The 18306-nt window shown below is 67.5% G+C and carries 14 protein-coding genes and 1 tRNA gene; 11 read left to right on the top strand and 4 right to left on the bottom strand.

Translation table 11 applies throughout. The annotated features are described in order from the left end of the window. Positions 1-114: 114 nt before the first annotated feature. Positions 115-2154 carry a DUF222 domain-containing protein gene (locus ACIQCM_RS03510; RefSeq protein WP_400603278.1) on the top strand — a complete coding sequence of 680 codons (2040 nt, stop codon included), beginning with the start codon at positions 115-117 and terminating at the stop codon, positions 2152-2154. Positions 2155-2248: 94 nt separating this feature from the next. Here the strand turns inward: ACIQCM_RS03510 and ACIQCM_RS03505 are convergent. The 4 genes from ACIQCM_RS03505 to ACIQCM_RS03490 all read right to left on the bottom strand — a co-directional run bounded on the left by ACIQCM_RS03505 (position 2249) and on the right by ACIQCM_RS03490 (position 5391). Continuing rightward, positions 2249-2324 (bottom strand) — tRNA-Arg (locus ACIQCM_RS03505). Positions 2325-2421: 97 nt separating this feature from the next. Continuing rightward, on the bottom strand, positions 2422-3936 hold the full coding sequence (locus ACIQCM_RS03500; RefSeq protein WP_400604253.1) for an FAD-dependent oxidoreductase: 1515 nt from the start codon (positions 3934-3936) through the stop codon (positions 2422-2424). 95 nt (positions 3937-4031) lie between these two features. Then, positions 4032-4913, bottom strand: coding sequence for an FAD:protein FMN transferase (locus ACIQCM_RS03495; RefSeq protein ID WP_400603279.1), 882 nt, complete (start codon positions 4911-4913; stop codon positions 4032-4034). Between the two features lie 22 nt (positions 4914-4935). After that, a complete protein-coding gene (locus tag ACIQCM_RS03490) occupies positions 4936-5391 on the bottom strand; it encodes an FMN-binding protein (RefSeq protein WP_400603281.1) in 456 nt (151 codons plus the stop codon). A 154-nt stretch (positions 5392-5545) separates the two neighbouring features. On the opposite strand from ACIQCM_RS03490, the gene argS reads away from it, so the two are divergent. The 10 genes from argS to ACIQCM_RS03440 all read left to right on the top strand — a co-directional run bounded on the left by argS (position 5546) and on the right by ACIQCM_RS03440 (position 18305). Then, entirely contained in the window at positions 5546-7210 is a 1665-nt protein-coding gene (argS, locus tag ACIQCM_RS03485) for an arginine--tRNA ligase (protein WP_400603282.1), read from the top strand. Between the two features lie 5 nt (positions 7211-7215). Further along, complete coding sequence (gene lysA, locus ACIQCM_RS03480) at positions 7216-8709, top strand: diaminopimelate decarboxylase (protein ID WP_400603283.1); 1494 nt, start codon at positions 7216-7218, stop codon at positions 8707-8709. After that, a complete protein-coding gene (locus ACIQCM_RS03475) occupies positions 8710-10026 on the top strand; it encodes a homoserine dehydrogenase (protein ID WP_400603284.1) in 1317 nt (438 codons plus the stop codon). Continuing rightward, positions 10027-11133, top strand: a complete 1107-nt coding sequence (gene thrC / locus ACIQCM_RS03470) for a threonine synthase (protein WP_400603285.1) — start codon at positions 10027-10029, stop codon at positions 11131-11133. A 2-nt stretch (positions 11134-11135) separates the two neighbouring features. Beyond that, the gene (gene thrB, locus ACIQCM_RS03465) at positions 11136-12110 is read left to right on the top strand and encodes a homoserine kinase (protein WP_400603286.1); all 975 of its coding nucleotides are present in this window, start codon (positions 11136-11138) and stop codon (positions 12108-12110) included. 293 nt (positions 12111-12403) lie between these two features. After that, positions 12404-14470 carry a transcription termination factor Rho gene (rho, locus tag ACIQCM_RS03460; RefSeq protein ID WP_400603287.1) on the top strand — a complete coding sequence of 689 codons (2067 nt, stop codon included), beginning with the start codon at positions 12404-12406 and terminating at the stop codon, positions 14468-14470. 314 nt (positions 14471-14784) lie between these two features. Next, a complete protein-coding gene (gene prfA, locus ACIQCM_RS03455; protein ID WP_400603288.1) occupies positions 14785-15858 on the top strand; it encodes a peptide chain release factor 1 in 1074 nt (357 codons plus the stop codon). A 9-nt stretch (positions 15859-15867) separates the two neighbouring features. After that, positions 15868-16734 (top strand): peptide chain release factor N(5)-glutamine methyltransferase, encoded by an 867-nt coding sequence (gene prmC / locus ACIQCM_RS03450; RefSeq protein ID WP_400603289.1) that lies wholly within the window; start codon positions 15868-15870, stop codon positions 16732-16734. Between the two features lie 12 nt (positions 16735-16746). Next, on the top strand, positions 16747-17550 hold the full coding sequence (locus ACIQCM_RS03445) for an L-threonylcarbamoyladenylate synthase (RefSeq protein WP_400603290.1): 804 nt from the start codon (positions 16747-16749) through the stop codon (positions 17548-17550). Further along, positions 17550-18305, top strand: coding sequence for a WecB/TagA/CpsF family glycosyltransferase (locus ACIQCM_RS03440; RefSeq protein ID WP_400603291.1), 756 nt, complete (start codon positions 17550-17552; stop codon positions 18303-18305). The genes ACIQCM_RS03445 and ACIQCM_RS03440 overlap by 1 nt, the downstream gene beginning before the upstream one ends. Position 18306 lies beyond the last annotated feature (1 nt).

Genomic DNA, 18306 nt, shown 5'->3' with positions numbered 1-18306 from the left:
TGGGCTTACTGCGGCCTATGTCCCGGAACCCCGTCGCAAGGCCCTGTGATCCCGGGGACAGGTTCGTTGAGATGCCCGGCTCAAATTGTCGGACCCTCGTTGGATGATGTGGGTATGGGTTTTGGTGGGGGTATCGGGTTGGCGGTGGAGGCTGTTGGGGGCTCCGCCGCGCGGTTGGATGCGCTGGTGCGGCAGGCTGCTGCCGGCCCGGGTTCCGCCAGTGCTGCCGGCCCGGGTTTTGCCAGTGGCGCTGTTCCGGGGACCATGGCTGCCCGCCCGAATTCCGGCGCCGTCGCCGGCAAGGTTTCCGCCAACGCTGCGCGGCCTTCAGGCAATGCGGGTGCGGCGGAGACTGCCGGTGTCCCTGGTGGTGGGGTGCGGGATTGGTGGGCTGATCCGGTGCGGGTCGAGGCCGATGCCCTCCTGGAGGTGATGGCCGAAGCGGCCCGGTGTGAGGCGAAGGCCGCGGCGTTGAAGGCCCGGGCTGCTGCCCGGTTCGTCGAGCTCGAAACGGTCCTCGCTCCGCCGGCGGTGAAGGCCGCGGGGATGCTGGAGGTGTCGATCCGGGCCGAGGTCGGCTGTCTCCTGCGGATCAGTGACGGCGCCGCGGCCTTGTTCCTGTCCCAGGCCCGGGCCCTGTGCACGGACCTGCCCGTAACGTTGGGTGCGTTGCAGGCCGGGGCGATCTCCTGGCGCCACGCGGTCATCGCGTGTGATGAAACCACCGGCCTCACCACCGCCGGGACCACAGCCCTGGAAACACACTTCCTCACCCCACAACCGTCCCTTCCCGACCCCGATGCGCCGGACCCGGCCGGCCCTGGTGTGGCTGATCCTGATGCGGCTGGCGCTGGTGGTCTGGCTGGCGGGGTGTGGGGGTGTGTGGCGGGGGATCTGACGCCGGGGAGGTTCCGGTCCCGGGTGCGGGCCTGGCGCGAACGGCACCACCCCGAGAGCCTGGAGAAGCGGCATGTGCGGGGTGTCGCGGACCGCAGGGTCGAGTGTTCGGCGGACCGGGACGGGATGTCCTGGTTCAGCGCGTACCTTCCCGCGCACCAGGCCGAGGCGATCTGGAACCGGACCACCGCGATCGCCCGCGCCCTCCAGGGCCCCACCGAGTCACGGACCCTCACCCAGCTCCGCGCCGACATTTTCGCCACCGCCCTCCTGACCAACAACACAGCCCCCGACCACGCCACAGCCGGCGGCAACGGTTCAGGGCGCGACCCCGACACCGACACCCACACCGACACCGAGAATGGTGCCGCCCGTGGCGCCGCCGATACCGCCGTTGATGCCGGTGCTGACTCCGCCGGGCTGGCCGAGGAGGGGCGGACCGGTAACGGTGCCCTGGCGCGGGTGCCGGTCCCCAAAGCGCAGGTCCTGGTCACCGTGCCGGTGTTCGCGCTGCTGGGGCTCACGGACGAACCGGCAGACCTGGACGGGTACGGGCCCGTCCCGGCCTCCATCGCCCGCCAGATCCTGGCTGACGGTGCGGACTCGTTCTACCGGGTCCTTGTTGACCCCCGCGACGGGGCGCCGTTGGAGATCGGCCGGACCAGCTACCGCATCCCGCAGGCCATGCGGAACTGGCTCCGCCTGCGCGACACGAAGTGCCCGTTCCCGGGCTGCACCAACCACTCCCTGGACAACGACGCCGACCACCTCACCGCCTGGCGGCACGGCGGCACCACCGGCATCAGCAACCTCGCCCAGCCCTGCCCGAAACACCACCGGCTCAAACACGCCAGCACCTGGACCCCCACCCCGGCCACCAAAACCACACCACCAGGCTGGACCTCACCGGCCGGACGCCACTACAACACCGAACCCCACTCCTGGCACCCATCCCAACTGCCCGCCACCACGCTCAACATCGACCGCGTGCCCGAGCACCCGCACGGCTGCATGCTGCCCGAACACCTCCCGAACCCTACGGACCCGGAGCACTCCTGCCCGAACACCGAATACCCGCCGGATGAGGCACCGCATGACCCAACCGGCTTCCGCTACATCGATGCCCGCGACCTCCACCCGGCGCACCCCGCCTGGGACACCTACCCCTGCCCCGACACCCTCCCCGAAGACCCCCTGGGCGACGCCTGGGAGGCATTCCTCGAAACGATCCACACCACCGGACTGCTGCAGACATAGGGCGGTGGGAGCAGTTTTCGGGAACCTACGGCGCGCCAGGGATTCAGGGTAGAAACCAAGAAGCACCCTGTCAGCGACAGGGTGCTTCTTTTTCTGGTGCCCTCGGTAGGATTCGAACCTACGGCCTTCTGCTCCGGAGGCAGACGCTCTATCCCCTGAGCTACGAGGGCAATCCGGATTCCCGCCGTTGCTGGCGGGACGTCCTAGAGCTTAGCAGGAAGGTGGCCCGCAAAGGAAAATCAGCCGCGGGACAGCCGGGGAGGACCATCAGTACCCGGCGAAGGAGTCTGTATGGACGCGTCGCGCACCTGCCTGCCGCGCGGCTGTCCGCAGAGATGCGACGGAGGACGGCGAACCCGAGATGTACACCTCGCGGCTGTGGATGTCCGGGACCAAAGCGTGCAGCCCGGCTGCGTCCAGCCTGCCAGCGCCAGCGGTTGCCCGTGACACATCGCGGCGGGTGTAAGAATGGTCGGCAGGGGAGGGGTTGGCCCCTGACTGGTCAGCGTTGGCCAAGGCGCTGTCGGCCGTCCGGATGATGGTCCGGGTTCCGGCCCGGTGGAGCTCGTCGGCGTAAGGCACCTCGTTTGTAGACCTGGCCAGGACCAAAAGGACAGCGTCGCGGCGCTGGAGTTCCCCTGACCGCAAGTAGGACATGTATGGCGTGATTCCGATCCCGGCGGCAACCAGCAGGACCGGTTTTGCCGGGTCGCGGGGCAACAGGAAATCGCCTCCCACACTGGTGGCTTTCAGTGCGTCCCCCGGCTTCAGTGCCAGGAGTACGCCCTTGGCAGCGGAAACGGGCTCCGAGGCGCGGACAGCGAACCGAACCAGACCGTCGTGGGGGCTGCCTGCCAGGCTGAAGACCCGCCGTCGGCCTTTCCCGTCTGAGCGGGCATGCGGCAAGTCCACTTCGATGTACTGCCCTGGCAGGAAACGCACGGGGCGGGACGGCTGGAACGAAAATTCATGCGTCGTAGCTGTCAGGGGCTTCGAGGCAACGAATGACAGATTCATCGTCCCCCGCTGGCCGGCAAGGAACGCCACGAGGTTGCCGAGCAACAGCGCGAGCTCGGGTGAGTTTGCCACGAACCCCAGGTTGTAGGGCACCGCGAAAACCACACCCACCAGGGCAGCCACGGCGAATTGTTGCCATCGCCGCGGCGGCAGCGTGAGGGGCTCCGTAAGCATGAAGCCCACGAAGAACAGCAAAGGCCGTTGCGCCAGGGCCTGCCACAGCGCTTGCCCCGCCGACATTCCGGCCCGGAGCAGCTCCACCGTGATGATGCCGGCCGCCACAGCCAGGAACACCCCGGCCACGCGCAACTTTCCCACTCGGTAAAGCACCAGCAGGACTCCGGGAACCAGCACGAACATCATGGCAGGCGTGGCAGCCCACCAAGTGGCGATGTTCAGGCCCGTCAGTCCGGCGAGAAAAGCTCCAGCGGCGGCGGGGTTGAAAACGTGCCGTCCGCGCCAGGCGAGGACGTATTTGGACATCGAAGCGAACACGCACGCCAGCAGGGTGCCTGCAACGTCCATGGCCCTGAAGGACGGCCAAAAAAGAAAGTAGAGCAGCAATCCGGTAATCAAGGGCGACTCCGGATGCGGCGGAACACGGAACAACGCGGCCATCACCCTGTTGGCGGCGTACGTCGCACCCAGGCAGATAACCAGGTGCGCCGCCATCTCCGGCAGGCCAAAGGTCAGCCAGCCCAACAGCTCCAGCACCAGGCTGTAGGCGGTAAGCACGGCGAGGACGATCAGGATGAGCCGGTACATCGTGATCCGGCCCAGTGCCGTGTCCACCCCGCCGCGGACGGTGTGGCCTTTGGACCTGCCCGCAGGGCGCGAAGCAGCCGGTGGATGCGAAGCACTCATGTGAACAGTGTCCCCGCAAACCCGGGGGAGTAGGCGGCGCTGCCGTCGGAAAAGACAGTGAGCCACGAGAAATCGAAGTCCTTCTCAAGCGCGCTGCCGGGCATGAAGAACAGTGCGGTCGCCAATGCGTCTGCCAGCACGGTGGTGTCGGCCAGGGCCCAGGTGGCCACCGCTGTCCGGACCGGCCTTCCTGTGGTCCCATCCAGCACGTGATGCAGTCCGTCACCCCAGGCGCGGCGGTTTGCCGCTGAAGCGCAGAGCGCCTGGTTGCGTACGGATACAACGCCGATCGCCTGCGCCGGGTTGTAGGGGTGCTCGAGGCCTACGGCGAGGGGTTCGGGACCGCGGACCATCAGGTCGCCGCTGGCATCGATGCAGCAGGACTCCATACCGGCAGCTTCCAGTTCAGCGGCCAGCAGGTCCACCAGCATCCCCTTTCCCGCAGCCCCGATATCCAGGACCACCGGACTCTGTGTGGTGATGGAGCGGCCACTCCACTTTAGGACGTCGTCCCACGCAGGGGCGGGCGTTGCTGAACCGCGGGGCTGCAAAGAGTAATCGGGGTCGTAGCCCAGCTGCTCCAGGCTGCCTCCGATCAGCGGTGTCATAGCGCCGCCGCTGAGCTCGTACAGCCGCCGGTAGAGCCCGCCGAGGACTTCCGCTTCAGCCGGGAATCGATAGCTCCCCGGTGCCCGCGCCATGGCAGCCACCAGGGAGCCGCGGCGGAAACGCGACCAGTCGCCGTCGAACGCCTCGACCCGGTCACGCAGGCGCGTCCGCAGCGCTGCCGGGAGGACTGCGGGCGTGGAAACCTCCCACCGCGTGCCGATCCCTTCGAAAGCGAAGGAGTGCTGTCCGGCCGTTGCCTGCGCCGCCACGGCTATCTTCCCGCCGCCACGGCTACTGAGCCTGGGACCTGATGCGCTCCAGGGCCTGGTTGAAACCGCCGCTGGTCAGTGATGATCCGGCTACCTTGGAGATGTTCAGGTCGTCGATGTTTTTGCCCACCACCTGGTCGGCAATTCCGCCGGCGAACTCGCCCTGGAATTTCCGTGTGTTTGGGTTGCTGGGATGTTCAGTGATCTTGACGTCCGTGACCGTCCCGGAGGCAAGAGTGAGCTGCACGCCCACGGTTTCGGTGCCGTTGGGGGAGACGTAGTTGCCGTCCGCGCTGTATGTGCCGTCCTTGTATGTACCTGGAGATGCGGCCGAAGGAGCGGCAGGCGTCCCCGAACCGCCCGTCGCGGCGTCCGGTGAGGTGGTGCCAGTGGAGGTTGGTGCGCACGCCGCCACGGTGCCGGCGAGGGAAAGGCCGGCGACGCCGGCGAAGAGGGTCTTGCGTACGGAAGGTCTCATGGCGCGGCCGTTCGTCAGAGGAAATGCTTAGGTCTTTTCATCATTGTCAACGCAGCAACGGGGAAATTGGTTCGGACTGCTGCGGCGGGAGGAACAATCGGCGAAGCGGTGGTGAAAATTCTTTGCTGTGACTGGCCCCCGGTAGGCTAGAGGGGTGACTCCCGAAGAACTCTCCCTCGCCATATCCGCCTGCCTGAAAGACGCTGTCGCCGCCGGCGAGATCGTCCTTTCGGCATCCGCTGTGCCCGACGAGGTCCGGGTGGAGCGGCCGAAGAACCGCGACCACGGCGACTGGGCGACCAACATCGCGCTGCAGCTGGCCAAGCAGGCCGGCACGAACCCGCGGGAATTCGCTACGGTCCTGAGCAGCCGTCTCAAGGACATCAACGGAGTTGCCGGCGTGGAGATCGCCGGGCCGGGGTTCCTCAACATCACCGTCGACGCTGCCGCCGCCGGAGCCCTGGCAAAGGTGATCGTCGGGGCCGGGGCCCAGTACGGCACCAATTCCGCGCTCGCCGGCCACACGGTCAACATGGAGTTCGTCTCCGCCAACCCCACCGGCCCGCTGCACATCGGCCATACCCGCTGGGCTGCCCTGGGCGACGCCATCGCGCGCGTCCTCCGGGCATCCGGGGCGGACGTCACCGCCGAGTACTACATCAACGACGCCGGCTCGCAGATGAACACTTTCGCGCACTCCGTCTATAACCGGCTCCACGGACTCCCGGTGCCCGAAGGCGGCTACCCGGGCCAGTACATCCAGGACCTGGGCCACGAAGTCCTTGCCGCGCACCCCGATATCCGCGAGCTCACCGAAGTTGCCGCCCTCCCGGTCATCCGCGCCGCCGCCTACGAGGCGCAGATGAAGGACATCAAGTCGACCCTGGCGGATTTCGGCGTTGAGTTCGACGTATTCTTCTCGGAGCAGGAACTGCACGACGCCGGCGCCATCGAAAGTGCCGTGGCGCGCCTTCGCGAGCAGGGCCACGTCTTCGACGACGGCGGTGCGGTCTGGCTGCGGACCACCGACTTTGGCGATGACAAGGACCGTGTGATGATCCGCGCCAACGGCGAACCCACCTACTTCGCAGCTGATGCCGCCTACTACCTGTCCAAGAAGGACCGCGGCTTCACGGAAAAGATCTACCTGCTGGGCGCGGACCACCACGGCTACATCAACCGGCTCAAAGCCATTGCCGCCGCGGCAGGCGACGATCCGGAGAAGAACATCGAGGTTCTGATCGGTCAGCTGGTGTCCGTCAACGGCGCCAAGCTGTCCAAGCGCGCGGGCAACATTATCGAGCTCAAGGACCTGATCGACTGGCTGGGCAAGGACGCCGTCCGTTACTCGCTGGCCCGCTTCCCTGCTGACTCGCCGCTGACCCTGGACCCGGAGCTGCTGAAGAAGCACAGCAACGAGAACCCGGTGTTCTACGTCCAGTACGCCCACGCGCGGTCCCGCGGTGCCGCCCGCAACGCGGTGGCTGCCGGCGTGGAGCGCCAGGTGGACGGCACTGACCGCTTCGACGCGTCCCTGCTGGACCACGCCACGGAAAACGAACTGCTCTCGCACCTGGGCAGCTACCCGTCCATTGTGGCCAAGGCAGCGGAGCTGCGCGAACCGCACCGCGTGGCCCGCCACCTGGAAGTCATCGCCGGCGCCTACCACCGCTGGTACGACGCCTGCCGTGTGGCACCCATGGGCGACGAGCCCGTCACCGACCTCAACCGCACCCGCCTGTGGCTGAATGACGCCACCAGCCAGGTGCTCGCCAATGGACTCGACCTGCTGGGCGTCTCGGCGCCGGAACGGATGTGAGGCGCATGTCTGCGCAAACCGGAAATGCGGCGGCCACGCCCAACCCTGCCGAGTCACCGCTGGCCCCCGGCTGGCTTGCCGTCCCCGAGGACCTGAACGCGCTGCACGCACCGATGTGGGCGGGCAGCGTGGACCGCGCGGCCGACGGCGCCATCACCGTGGGCGGCGTGGGCGTCGCTGAGTTGAAGCAACAGTTCGGGACGCCCCTGTTCGTCATGGACGAGGCGGACTTCCGTGACCGGGCCAGGGCGTTCAAGGACTCCTTCGACGCGGCGTTCGCCGACATCTGCGGCGGGGTGGACGTCTACTACGCCGGCAAGTCCTTCCTGTGCACCGCAGTGGTGAAGTGGGTGGAGGAAGAGGGTCTGCGCCTGGACACTGCCTCCGGCGGTGAACTCGCCGTTGCGGCCCGTGCCGGCATCGCGGGCGAGCGCGTGGCGCTGCACGGCAACAACAAGTCCGACGCCGAAATCAATCGCGCCCTGGACATGGGGCTGGGCCGTATCGTGGTGGACAGCCTCGACGAACTGGTCCGTGTTGGCAACATCGCGCAGGCGCGCGGCGTGCAGGCGAAAGTGATGCTGCGCCTGACCCCCGGCGTCCACGCACATACCCACGAATTCATCGCTACCGCCCACGAGGACCAGAAGTTCGGTCTGTCCATGGCCGCGGACACCACGGCCGAGGCAGGCATCTCCGCCGCGGAAGAAGCAGTGGCCGCAGCGTCGGCCCATCCAGGCATCGAGCTCCTGGGACTCCACTGCCACATCGGGTCCCAGATTTTCGAGCCTGACGGCTTCGCTCTGGCCGCAGAGAAACTGCTCCGTTTCCTGGCGGCGATGCAGGAGAAGTACGCCATCACCATGCCGGAACTGGACCTCGGCGGCGGGTACGGTATCGCCTACACCCCCGTGGACACCCCCCGCCCCGCAGCGGAAATCGCGGTGGCGATGGCCGCCGTCGTGCGTTCAACCTGCGGTGAGCTGGGCATCAAGTCTCCCCGCATCTCGATTGAGCCCGGACGCGCCATCGTGGGCAGCACCACTTTCACGCTTTATGAAGTAGGCACGCTGAAGACCGTCCGCGTGGATGCGCCGGAGGCTGCGGGGAGTGACGGCGGTTACAACGTTACGTATCCGCGCCGGTATGTTTCGGTGGACGGCGGCATGAGCGACAACGCCCGGCCGGTGCTCTACGACGCGGATTACTCGGCAATCCTGGCTTCGCGCACGTCCCAAGCGGCCCCGCAGCTGTCCCGCGTAGTGGGCAAACATTGCGAGAGCGGCGACATAGTTGTTAGAGATGTATATCTGCCCGGGGACGTGGCAGCCGGTGATCTGCTTGCTGTACCGGGAACCGGCGCCTACTGCTGGGCCCTCTCGAGCAACTACAACTATCTGGCCCGGCCGGGCGTTGTCGCGGTGCGCGACGGAAAAGCCCGGCTCATTGTCCGCGGGGAAACCGAAGAAGACCTGCTGAACCGCGACATGGGAGCCTGAATGACGGAAATGCGAACCCTGAAAGTAGCCCTGCTGGGCTGTGGCAACGTTGGGGCCCAGGTTGCGCGGATTCTCATTGAGGACGCCGACGCCCTTGCTGCCCGCACCGGCGCCCGCCTGCAGCTCAGCGGCATCGCGGTGCGCGATGTCAGCGCTCCTCGCGACGTGGACCTGCCGCAGGAGCTCTTCACCACCGACGCCGGGACGCTGGTCAAGGACGCGGACCTGGTCATCGAGCTCATGGGCGGCATCGAGCCGGCCCGGACCCTGATCCTCTCCGCACTAAGCAACGGCGCCTGCGTGGTCACCGGCAACAAGGCACTCCTCGCACAGGACGGCCCCACCCTCTACGAGGAAGCGGACAAGGCCGGCGTCCAGCTCTCCTACGAGGCCGCCGTCGCCGGCGCCATCCCCATCCTTCGCCCAATCCGCGACAGCCTCTCCGGCGACCGGATCACGCGCGTGCTGGGTATCGTCAACGGCACCACCAACTTCATCCTTGACCAGATGGACTCCACGGGCGCACAGTTCGCCGACGCCCTCGCGGAGGCCCAGCGACTGGGCTACGCGGAAGCCGACCCCACGGCAGACGTGGAGGGCCACGACGCCGCCGCCAAGGCCGCCATCCTGGCCACCCTGTCCTTCCACACCCGCTTCCCGCTGGAAGAGGTCTACTGCGAGGGCATCAGTGGCGTCACCGCCGCCGACATCGCCGCAGCCAAGGACGCCGGCTTCGTCATCAAGCTGCTTGCGATCGCTGAAAAGCTGACTGATTCCGACGGCGGCGAAGGGGTTTCCGTGCGGGTCCACCCCACGCTCCTCCCGCGCGAACACCCGCTGGCCGCCGTCCGCGGCGCCTTCAACGCGGTATTCGTGGAGGCGGAAAACGCCGGCGAGCTGATGTTCTACGGGCAGGGCGCCGGCGGTACGCCGACGGCCTCGGCGGTCCTGGGCGACCTCGTGTCGGCGGCGCGCCGGCTCGTCCTGGGCGGACCCCAGCGCACCGAAACCACCACCGGCCACATCCCGGCGCTGCCCATCGACGCGGCCGTCACAAGCTACTACATCGGCCTGGACGTTGCAGACCAGCCCGGCGTACTGGCCCGGATCACGCAGCTGTTCGCCGAGCAGGGCGTGTCGATTGAGATCATGCGGCAGACCATCCACCGCGACGCGGAATCCAGCGTGGAGTCCGCCGAACTTCGGATCGTCACCCACCGCGCACCCGAGGCTGCCCTGGCGGCCACCGTCGAGGCCGTGAAGCGCCTCGACGTCGTTAATTCAGTTACATCCGTTCTGCGGGTAGAAGGAGTCTAAGTGGCTCACCAATGGCGCGGCGTCATCCGCGAATACGCTGACCGTCTGCCTGTCACCGCGGCCACCCGCGTCATTACGCTGGGCGAAGGCGGAACCCCGCTGGTGCACGCACAGAAGCTGTCCGAACTTACGGGCTCGCAGGTGTACCTTAAGGTCGAGGGCATGAACCCGACGGGTTCGTTCAAGGACCGTGGCATGACCATGGCAATGACCGCCGCCGTGGAGTCCGGCGCCAAGGCCGTGGTCTGCGCATCCACCGGCAACACCTCCGCCTCTGCCGCCGCCTACGCCACCGCTGCCGGCCTGAAGTGCGCCGTGCTGGTGCCCGAAGGCAAGATCTCGATGGGGAAGCTGAGCCAGGCCATCGCCCACGGCGCGACCCTGCTGCAGGTAGACGGCAACTTCGACAACTGCCTGGACATCGCCCGGAAACTGGGGGAGTCCTACCCGGTATTCCTGGTCAACTCCGTGAACCCGGCCCGCATCCAGGGCCAGAAGACCGGTGCGTTCGAGGTGGTAGACGCCCTGGGTGACGCCCCGGACATCCACGTCCTGCCCGTGGGCAACGCCGGCAACATCACTGCGTACTGGAAGGGCTACAAGGAGTACTCAGCACCCTTCGAATCCGCCACGGCCGGCACCCTGGAGCCTGTTTCCACCAGGACGCCCGCCATGTGGGGCTTCCAGGCCGCAGGCGCCGCACCCTTCGTCGCCGGCCACCCCATCACGGAGCCGGACACCATCGCCACGGCCATCCGCATCGGAAACCCGGCCTCCTGGGACGGCGCCATTGGCGCCCGGGACGAGTCCGGCGGACTCATCGACGCCGTCACCGATGACGAAATCCTGGCGGCCCACCGCTGGCTGTCCGCCAAGGAGGGCGTCTTCGTGGAACCCGGCTCCGCCGCAGGAGTGGCCGGCCTCCTGAAGAAGCACGCCGCAGGCGAGGTGCCTTCGGGCAAGACCATCGTCATCACGGTCACAGGCCACGGCCTGAAGGACCCGCAGTGGGCGCTCCGCACCGAGGACGGCAGCGACGTCCAGCCCGTAAAGGTTCCGAACGACGTCGTCACCGTGGCAGCTGAACTGGGACTGGAAGAAAAATAGACTTGGACACCACATCCCGGCCGTCCGTGGGCCTGCACCTTATCGACGCGGGACAGAGCGTTACCGTGCGGGTTCCGGCCACCACGGCCAACCTGGGGCCCGGCTATGACAGCCTGGGGCTGGCACTTGGCCTGCATGACACCCTGACCGTGGAGACCCTGGACACGGACGAACTGCTTTTCGACCTGCGCGGCGAAGGGGCAGGAACGTTGCCGCGGGACGAAAGCCACCTCGTGGTACGGGCCATGGAGGCAGCTTTCCGGCGGCTTGGGTTCCAGCACGGCGGCCTGAAGATCACGGCGGAAAACGTGAACCCGCACGGCCGCGGCCTCGGTTCGTCCGCCTCTGCCGTCGTGGCCGCGGTGACTGCCGCCAACCAGCTCGTCCCGGCCGAAAGCCGCAGGGGACGCGACTGGATCCTTCAGCTGACCAGTGAAATGGAAGGCCACCCGGACAACGTCGCTCCCGCTATTTTCGGCGGACTGGCGCTGTCCTGGCAGGACAGTGACCAGTACAGGAGCACCACGGCTACCGTAGTGGAGCAGGTGGTTCCCATCGTTGCCGTTCCGGACTTCGAGCTTTCCACCGAGGCCGCGCGGGCCCTGTTGCCTGCATCAGTAGGCCACCATGCTGCCGCCATGAACGCCGGCCGCGCCGCGCTGCTGATCCACGCGCTGACGCACAGCCCCGAGTTCCTGCTGGCCGGCACCGAGGACTACCTCCACCAGAGCTACCGGGCAGAGGCCATGCGGCCCAGCGCGGCACTTATCGCGGCCCTCCGTGCCCAGGGCCACGCAGCCGTGGTTTCCGGCGCAGGACCTACGGTGCTGGTGCTGGCAAACGGGGAATCGGACGCCGCGAAGACGCTGGACTTCATTGCGGGCTTCACAGCCGCCAACACGCCGGATGTGGGCTGGCGCGTGCTGAAGCTGTCGGTGGACGTTGAAGGTGCTAAGGTGGACGTGCACCGGCGGTAATTCCGCCTATCTGATCTGCTGTTGCACCTAGCTGCTCATCGGCCTTCTACTGCGCAATCTATTCCGGTGCCGCCTGCTTGGCCTGTCGCAGGAACCTGCAGCATCAAACTGCCCCTCAAGCGTCAGTCAAGCGTTCCGCCACGGGCGGAACGCAAGGTGAGAAGTATCCGGCCCTGCTGGCCGAAATCCATCCGGCAAGGCCGAAATCCCGGCTGCAGATCTGAACTGCAGCCCAGATCAAATCATCGCGTCCAGCTCCCGGTCTGGACGCCGTCGAGGGGGAAGGATCCTTCGTGACCGAAACCACTGAGCTGTCGCCAGCTGTGGAACTATCATCTTCTGTTGCCGAACCGCCGGCAGCATCCGCCAAGAGCAGCGGCCTGGCCGGCCTCAAGCTCGCCCAGCTGCAGGCCCTTGCCAGCCAGCTTGGCATCTCCGGCGGCTCCCGCATGCGCAAGGGGGACCTGGTCGCGGCGATCTCGGCCCACCGTGCCGGCACGCCCGCCAAGGCTCCGGTCCGCACCGAGAAGGCCGCCGAGAGCGCAGCTGCTCCGGCCGCCGCCCCGGTTGCTGCTCCGGAAACGTCCGAAGCCCCGGCCGCGGACGCTGCCCGCACCCGCACCCGCGGCCGCAGCCGGCGTGCCGTGAGCGACGGCGTGGTGGCTCCCGCCGCCGTCGAGCCCGCCGCAGCCGAGGCAGCCGCTCCGGCGCAGCCCGAAGCGGCCTCCGAAACTGCGGAGGCCGGCGCCGACCGCCGCCAGCCCCGCACCCGTAACCGCCGCCGTGGCGAGGCCGCCGCTGCTGCACCCCAGGGTGCCTCGGCAGGCGAGGCACCGGCCGAGCAGGCAGGCGCCGAGCGGGCTGCCGAAACCCGCACCGAGGGTTCCGGCGAAGGCGAAGGCCAGCGCGAACGCCGCGAAGGCGGCCGCAACCGCGGCGGCCGCGACGGCTCCGACGGCGGCCGTGACTCCGGCCAGCGCGATTCCGGCCAGCGCGAAAACCGCCGTGATGACAACCGGGACGATGATTCCGACGGCGGAAGCCGCCGCAACCGCCGTAACCGCCGCGACCGCAGCGACCGTTCGGGCGGCCAGGACCGCGAGGGCTCACGCAACGACCGCTTCCGCGACCGTAACGACCGCCGCCGCGGCCGCAATCAGGGCCCGGATGTGGACGACGTCGAGGTCACCGAGGACGACGTCCTGCTGCCGGTAGCCGGCATCCTGGACGTCCTCGAGAACTACGCCTTCATCCGTACCTCCGGCTACCTGCCCGGCCCCAACGACGTCTACGTCTCCCTGGCCCAGGTCAAGAAGTACAACCTGCGCAAGGGTGACGCCGTCGTCGGCGCGATCCGTGCACCGCGTGAAGGCGAAGACCGCAGCCAGCAGTCCAACCGCCAGAAGTTCAACGCACTGGTCCGCGTCACCTCCGTGAACGGAAAGACTGCCGAAGAACTCAAGGACCGGGTGGAATTTGCCAAGCTGGTTCCGCTCTACCCGTCCGAGCGCCTGCGCCTGGAGACCGATCCCAAGAAGATCGGCCCCCGCGTCATCGACCTCGTTGCCCCCATCGGCAAGGGCCAGCGCGGCCTGATCGTCTCCCCGCCCAAGGCAGGCAAGACGCTCATCCTGCAGTCCATCGCGAACGCGATCACCACCAACAACCCTGAGGTCCACCTCATGATGGTGCTGGTTGACGAACGTCCCGAAGAAGTCACGGACATGCAGCGCACGGTCAAGGGCGAGGTCATTGCCTCCACCTTCGACCGCCCCGCCGATGACCACACCACCGTGGCCGAACTCTCCATCGAGCGCGCCAAGCGCCTGGTGGAAATGGGCATGGACGTGGTGGTCCTGCTGGACTCCATGACCCGCCTGGGCCGCGCCTACAACCTGGCGGCACCGGCCTCCGGCCGCATCCTGTCCGGTGGTGTGGACTCCGCAGCCCTGTACCCGCCCAAGCGCTTCTTCGGCGCCGCCCGCAACATCGAAAACGGCGGCTCGCTCACCATCCTGGCCACCGCGCTCGTGGAGACCGGTTCCAAGATGGACGAGGTCATCTTCGAAGAGTTCAAGGGCACCGGCAACATGGAGCTCCGCCTGTCCCGCCAGCTGGCCGACAAGCGCATCTTCCCTGCCGTGGACGTCAACGCGTCCGGTACCCGCCGCGAAGAGAACCTGCTTTCCCCCGAGGAAGTCAAGATCATGTGGAAGCTGCGCCGCGTCCTCTCCGGACTCGAAACCCAGCAGAGCCTTGAACTGCTCACCAACAAGATCCGGGAAACCCAGAGCAACGTCGAGTTCCTCATGCAGGTCCAGAAGACGACGCTTGGCGCGAAGTCGGATAACGACAAGTAGCTGAGTTGAGGGGTGGGGTCGCCGCATTTTTTGCCGGCCCCGCCCCTTCGCGTTGCTGCTGACGTACTGCGTACGTCAGCAGCAACGCTCCGACAGCGGTAGGGGCCTTCCCAACGCTCGCAAGCTCGCGTCGGGCCCCTCGGCCCGACCCTTAGATGCCGCCCCTGGCCGGCAAAAATGCGACGACGACCGCACGTCACCTGCCACTCCCGGGGCGGCAAAACCGAACGCCACCCAGCAGGGTCACCTTCCCCGTTTGTCTACCTTCGCCCTCGGGTTACTAGACTTGTACAAGTCGAAAGAGGTTTTGAAAAATGTTTGAGTCCGTACAAGGCCTGCTTGATGAGCATGATTCCATCCAGGCGCAGCTGGGGGATCCTGCTGTTTATGCCGACCAGCGGCTGGCCCGTAAACTGGGCCGGCGGTCGGCTCAGCTGAACGGCATTGTTGAGGCTTACCACCGCTGGGAGGGCCTGCGGGATGACCTGGCCGCGGCCAGGGAGATGGCTGCGGAGGATCCCGAGTTTGCTGCCGAGGTGCCTGAGCTGGAGGAGAAGCTGGAAGCAGCCGCCGCCAGGCTGCGCCGCCTGCTGATCCCGCGCGACCCGGATGATGCCCGCAACGTGATCCTTGAGGTCAAGGGCGGTGAAGGCGGCGATGAGGCCGCGCTGTTCGCCGGCGACCTCCTGCGCATGTACACCCGGTACGCGGAGTCCCGCGGCTGGAAGACCGAAATCATCTCCGCCACCGAGTCGGACCTGGGCGGCTACAAGGACGTCCAGATGGCCGTCAAGGGCAGCTCGAACGATCCTGCCGAGGGCGTCTACGCCCGGCTGAAGTTCGAAGGCGGCGTGCACCGTGTCCAGCGGGTTCCCGTCACCGAGTCGCAGGGCCGCATCCACACCTCGGCCGCCGGCGTGCTGGTCCTGCCCGAAGTCGACGAGCCCGAGGAACTGGAAATCAACCAGAACGACCTCAAGATCGACGTCTACCGTTCCTCCGGACCGGGCGGCCAGTCAGTGAACACCACCGACTCCGCCGTCCGCATTACCCACCTGCCCACGGGCATCGTGGTGGCCATGCAGAATGAGAAGTCGCAGCTGCAGAACCGCGAAGCCGGCATGCGCGTGCTCCGGGCGCGCATCCTCGCCCACCAGCAGGAACAGATCGACGCCGCCAACTCGGAGCAGCGGAAGTCGCAGATCCGCACCATGGACCGTTCGGAGCGCATCCGCACGTACAACTACCCGGAAAACCGCATCGCTGACCACCGCACCGGGTACAAGGCCTACAATCTGGACCAGGTCATGAACGGCGATCTGGAACCGGTCATCCAGTCGGCCATCGAAATGGACGAACAGGCCCGCCTGGACGCCCTCGGCGACTAGTACCGCAGTATGAGTGCAGGCCAGACCCTGGCGGAAGCGGTCACTGAAGCTACCGCCATTCTGCGCGATGCCGGTGTTCCGAGCCCGCGCGTCGACGCTGAACTGTTGGCGGACCATCTCCTCAATGTGGGATTGGGCCGTCTCCGCTCCCTGATGCTGGGGGATGCCCCGGCGCCGGAGGGGTATGCGGAACTGGTGGCCGAGCGCGCCGGGCGGGTGCCCCTGCAGCACATCACCGGAGTGGCGCATTTCCGCTACCTCGAACTCGCGGTGGGCCCAGGGGTCTTCATCCCGCGGCCGGAAACAGAGTCCGTGGTCCAGTTGGTCATCGACCACCTTCAGGGAGCGGCAGCGCCGCGTGTTGTCGACCTGGGCACCGGCTCCGGTGCGATTGCCGGGTCCGTCGCCTCCGAAGTGCCCGGGGCCGAGGTCCACGCCGTGGAATTCAGCCCTCTCGCTCATGCCTGGGCCGCCAGGAACCTGGCACCGCTGGGTGTCCACCTGGTGCTCGGAGACCTGCGGGACGCGCTGCAGGAACTGAACGGAACTGTCGACGTCGTGGTTTCCAACCCGCCCTACATCCCCGCCGAGGCGGTCCCGAACGAACCTGAAGTGGCGCTTCACGACCCTCCCGAGGCCCTGTATGGCGGGGGAGCGGACGGCATGGAGCTCCCGACGGCGGCAGCGGAGTCCGCTGCGAGGCTGCTCCGCCCCGGCGGCTACTTCGTGATGGAGCATGCGGAAGTCCAGGCCGGATGGATCGCGGCAATGATGGAGCACGCCGGGGCATGGCAGGGCATCACCACGCACCTGGACCTCAACGGCAAGGAGCGTGCCACGAGTGCGCTGCGTGCTGCCCCGGGCCGTACGGAATGAAAGAATAGGCCAGTGACCACAACGTATAACTGCACCAGCACCGAACAGCTCGCCGAGGGACTGGAGCACGCCCAGCGAGCCATCAGCGAGAACAAGTGCGTCGTTTTTCCCACGGATACGGTGTACGGAATCGCCGCCGATGCCTTCTCGCCGCAGGCCGTCACTCTGCTTCTCGCCTCCAAGGGACGCAGCCGCGCCATGCCGCCGCCGGTCCTGATTCCGCGGATCAACGCGCTGGATGGGCTGGCCACAGACGTGTCCGCCGATGCGCGGAAGCTCGCGGAGGCCTTCTGGCCCGGTGGCCTGACCCTGATCCTCCACGCGCAGCCCTCCCTGGACTGGGACCTCGGCGAAACAAAGGGCACGGTTGCCCTGCGCATGCCTGCCGACGAGATCGCCCAGGAACTGCTGACCCTCACCGGTCCACTGGCGGTCTCCTCGGCCAACCGCACCGGCCGGCCCGCGGCGCAGACCGGTGCGGAGGCCCGTGAACAGCTCGCGGAGTCTGTGGAGGTCTACCTTGAGGGCGGCTTCCGGCCGCTCGAAGGCAGCGACGCCGTCCCGTCCACCATCGTGGATGCCACCGGCCCGGTGCTGCGCGTCGTACGCCAGGGCGCCGTCAGCCTGGAGCAGCTGCGTGAGCAGGTCCCCGGAGTGCTTGGGCTGGGCGAGGCTGCCCCGGCGGAGGATGCTGCCATGCCCGTTCCCGACGGCAGGCTTTCCGCCGATGGCAGTCCCGCGGACGACGACGGCGCGCCGGTTTCGGATGGCCCCTCCGCCGCCAGTGGAGACTCCGCCGCGGCCACAGACGCCTGATGGCGCCAAAGCGCCGGCAGGTCCCGGTCCTGGACGTCGACGCAACCCCGCTCAGGGTCCCTGAGCTGATGGTGGAACTGGGCCGGTTCGTTCGGGAAGGCGGCACCCGCACCGTGCTGGGCCACAACCTGCACAGCGTGACCCTTGCCCATTCGGATCCGGCTTTCCGCAGTTTCTACGACCGAAGCGATGTGGTCCTCCTGGACGGTGCGCCGCTGCTGTGGCTGTGGGGCCGGACCGGCGATGCCGAGGGGCCGGTGATGGACTATCGGCTGGGCACCAACGACTGGCTGCCGGCCCTAGGGCAGGTGGCAGGACTGGAACGTATCGCTGTGGTGGGCGCCGGGGCGGAAGCGAACGCCGGTGCGGTCCGCAGGCTGCAGGCCATCGTCCCCGGCGCCCGCGTCTCCGGTTTTCCGGGCGCCGGGTGGAACAGTGCCGTGGAACAGGAAGCCGTGCAGTGGCTCCAGCGCGAGCAGCCGCAACTGGTCCTCCTGGGCCTGGGTATGCCGCTGCAGGAAGAAGTGCTGCAGAGAAGGCTCGGCTCCTTGCCGCCGGCGGTGTACTGCGCCGTGGGGGGAGCCATCGAGCAGCTCGCCGGTGTCCAGAAACTGGCTCCGCGCTGGCTTGGCCGGCTTGGCCTGGAATGGGCGTGGCGGCTGCTGCTCCATCCCCGCCGTGTGGCTTACCGGGTCTTTGGCGAACCCTGGGTCCTGCTCTGGCTGCTGGCGCGCCGGCGGCTCAGGAGGGGATGAG

Source organism: Pseudarthrobacter sp. NPDC092439, from assembly GCF_044754945.1.
In the GTDB taxonomy this organism is placed as follows: domain Bacteria; phylum Actinomycetota; class Actinomycetes; order Actinomycetales; family Micrococcaceae; genus Arthrobacter.
The sequence above is the reverse complement of the archived record's forward strand: the minus strand, read 5'-3'. Positions and strand labels throughout refer to the sequence as shown.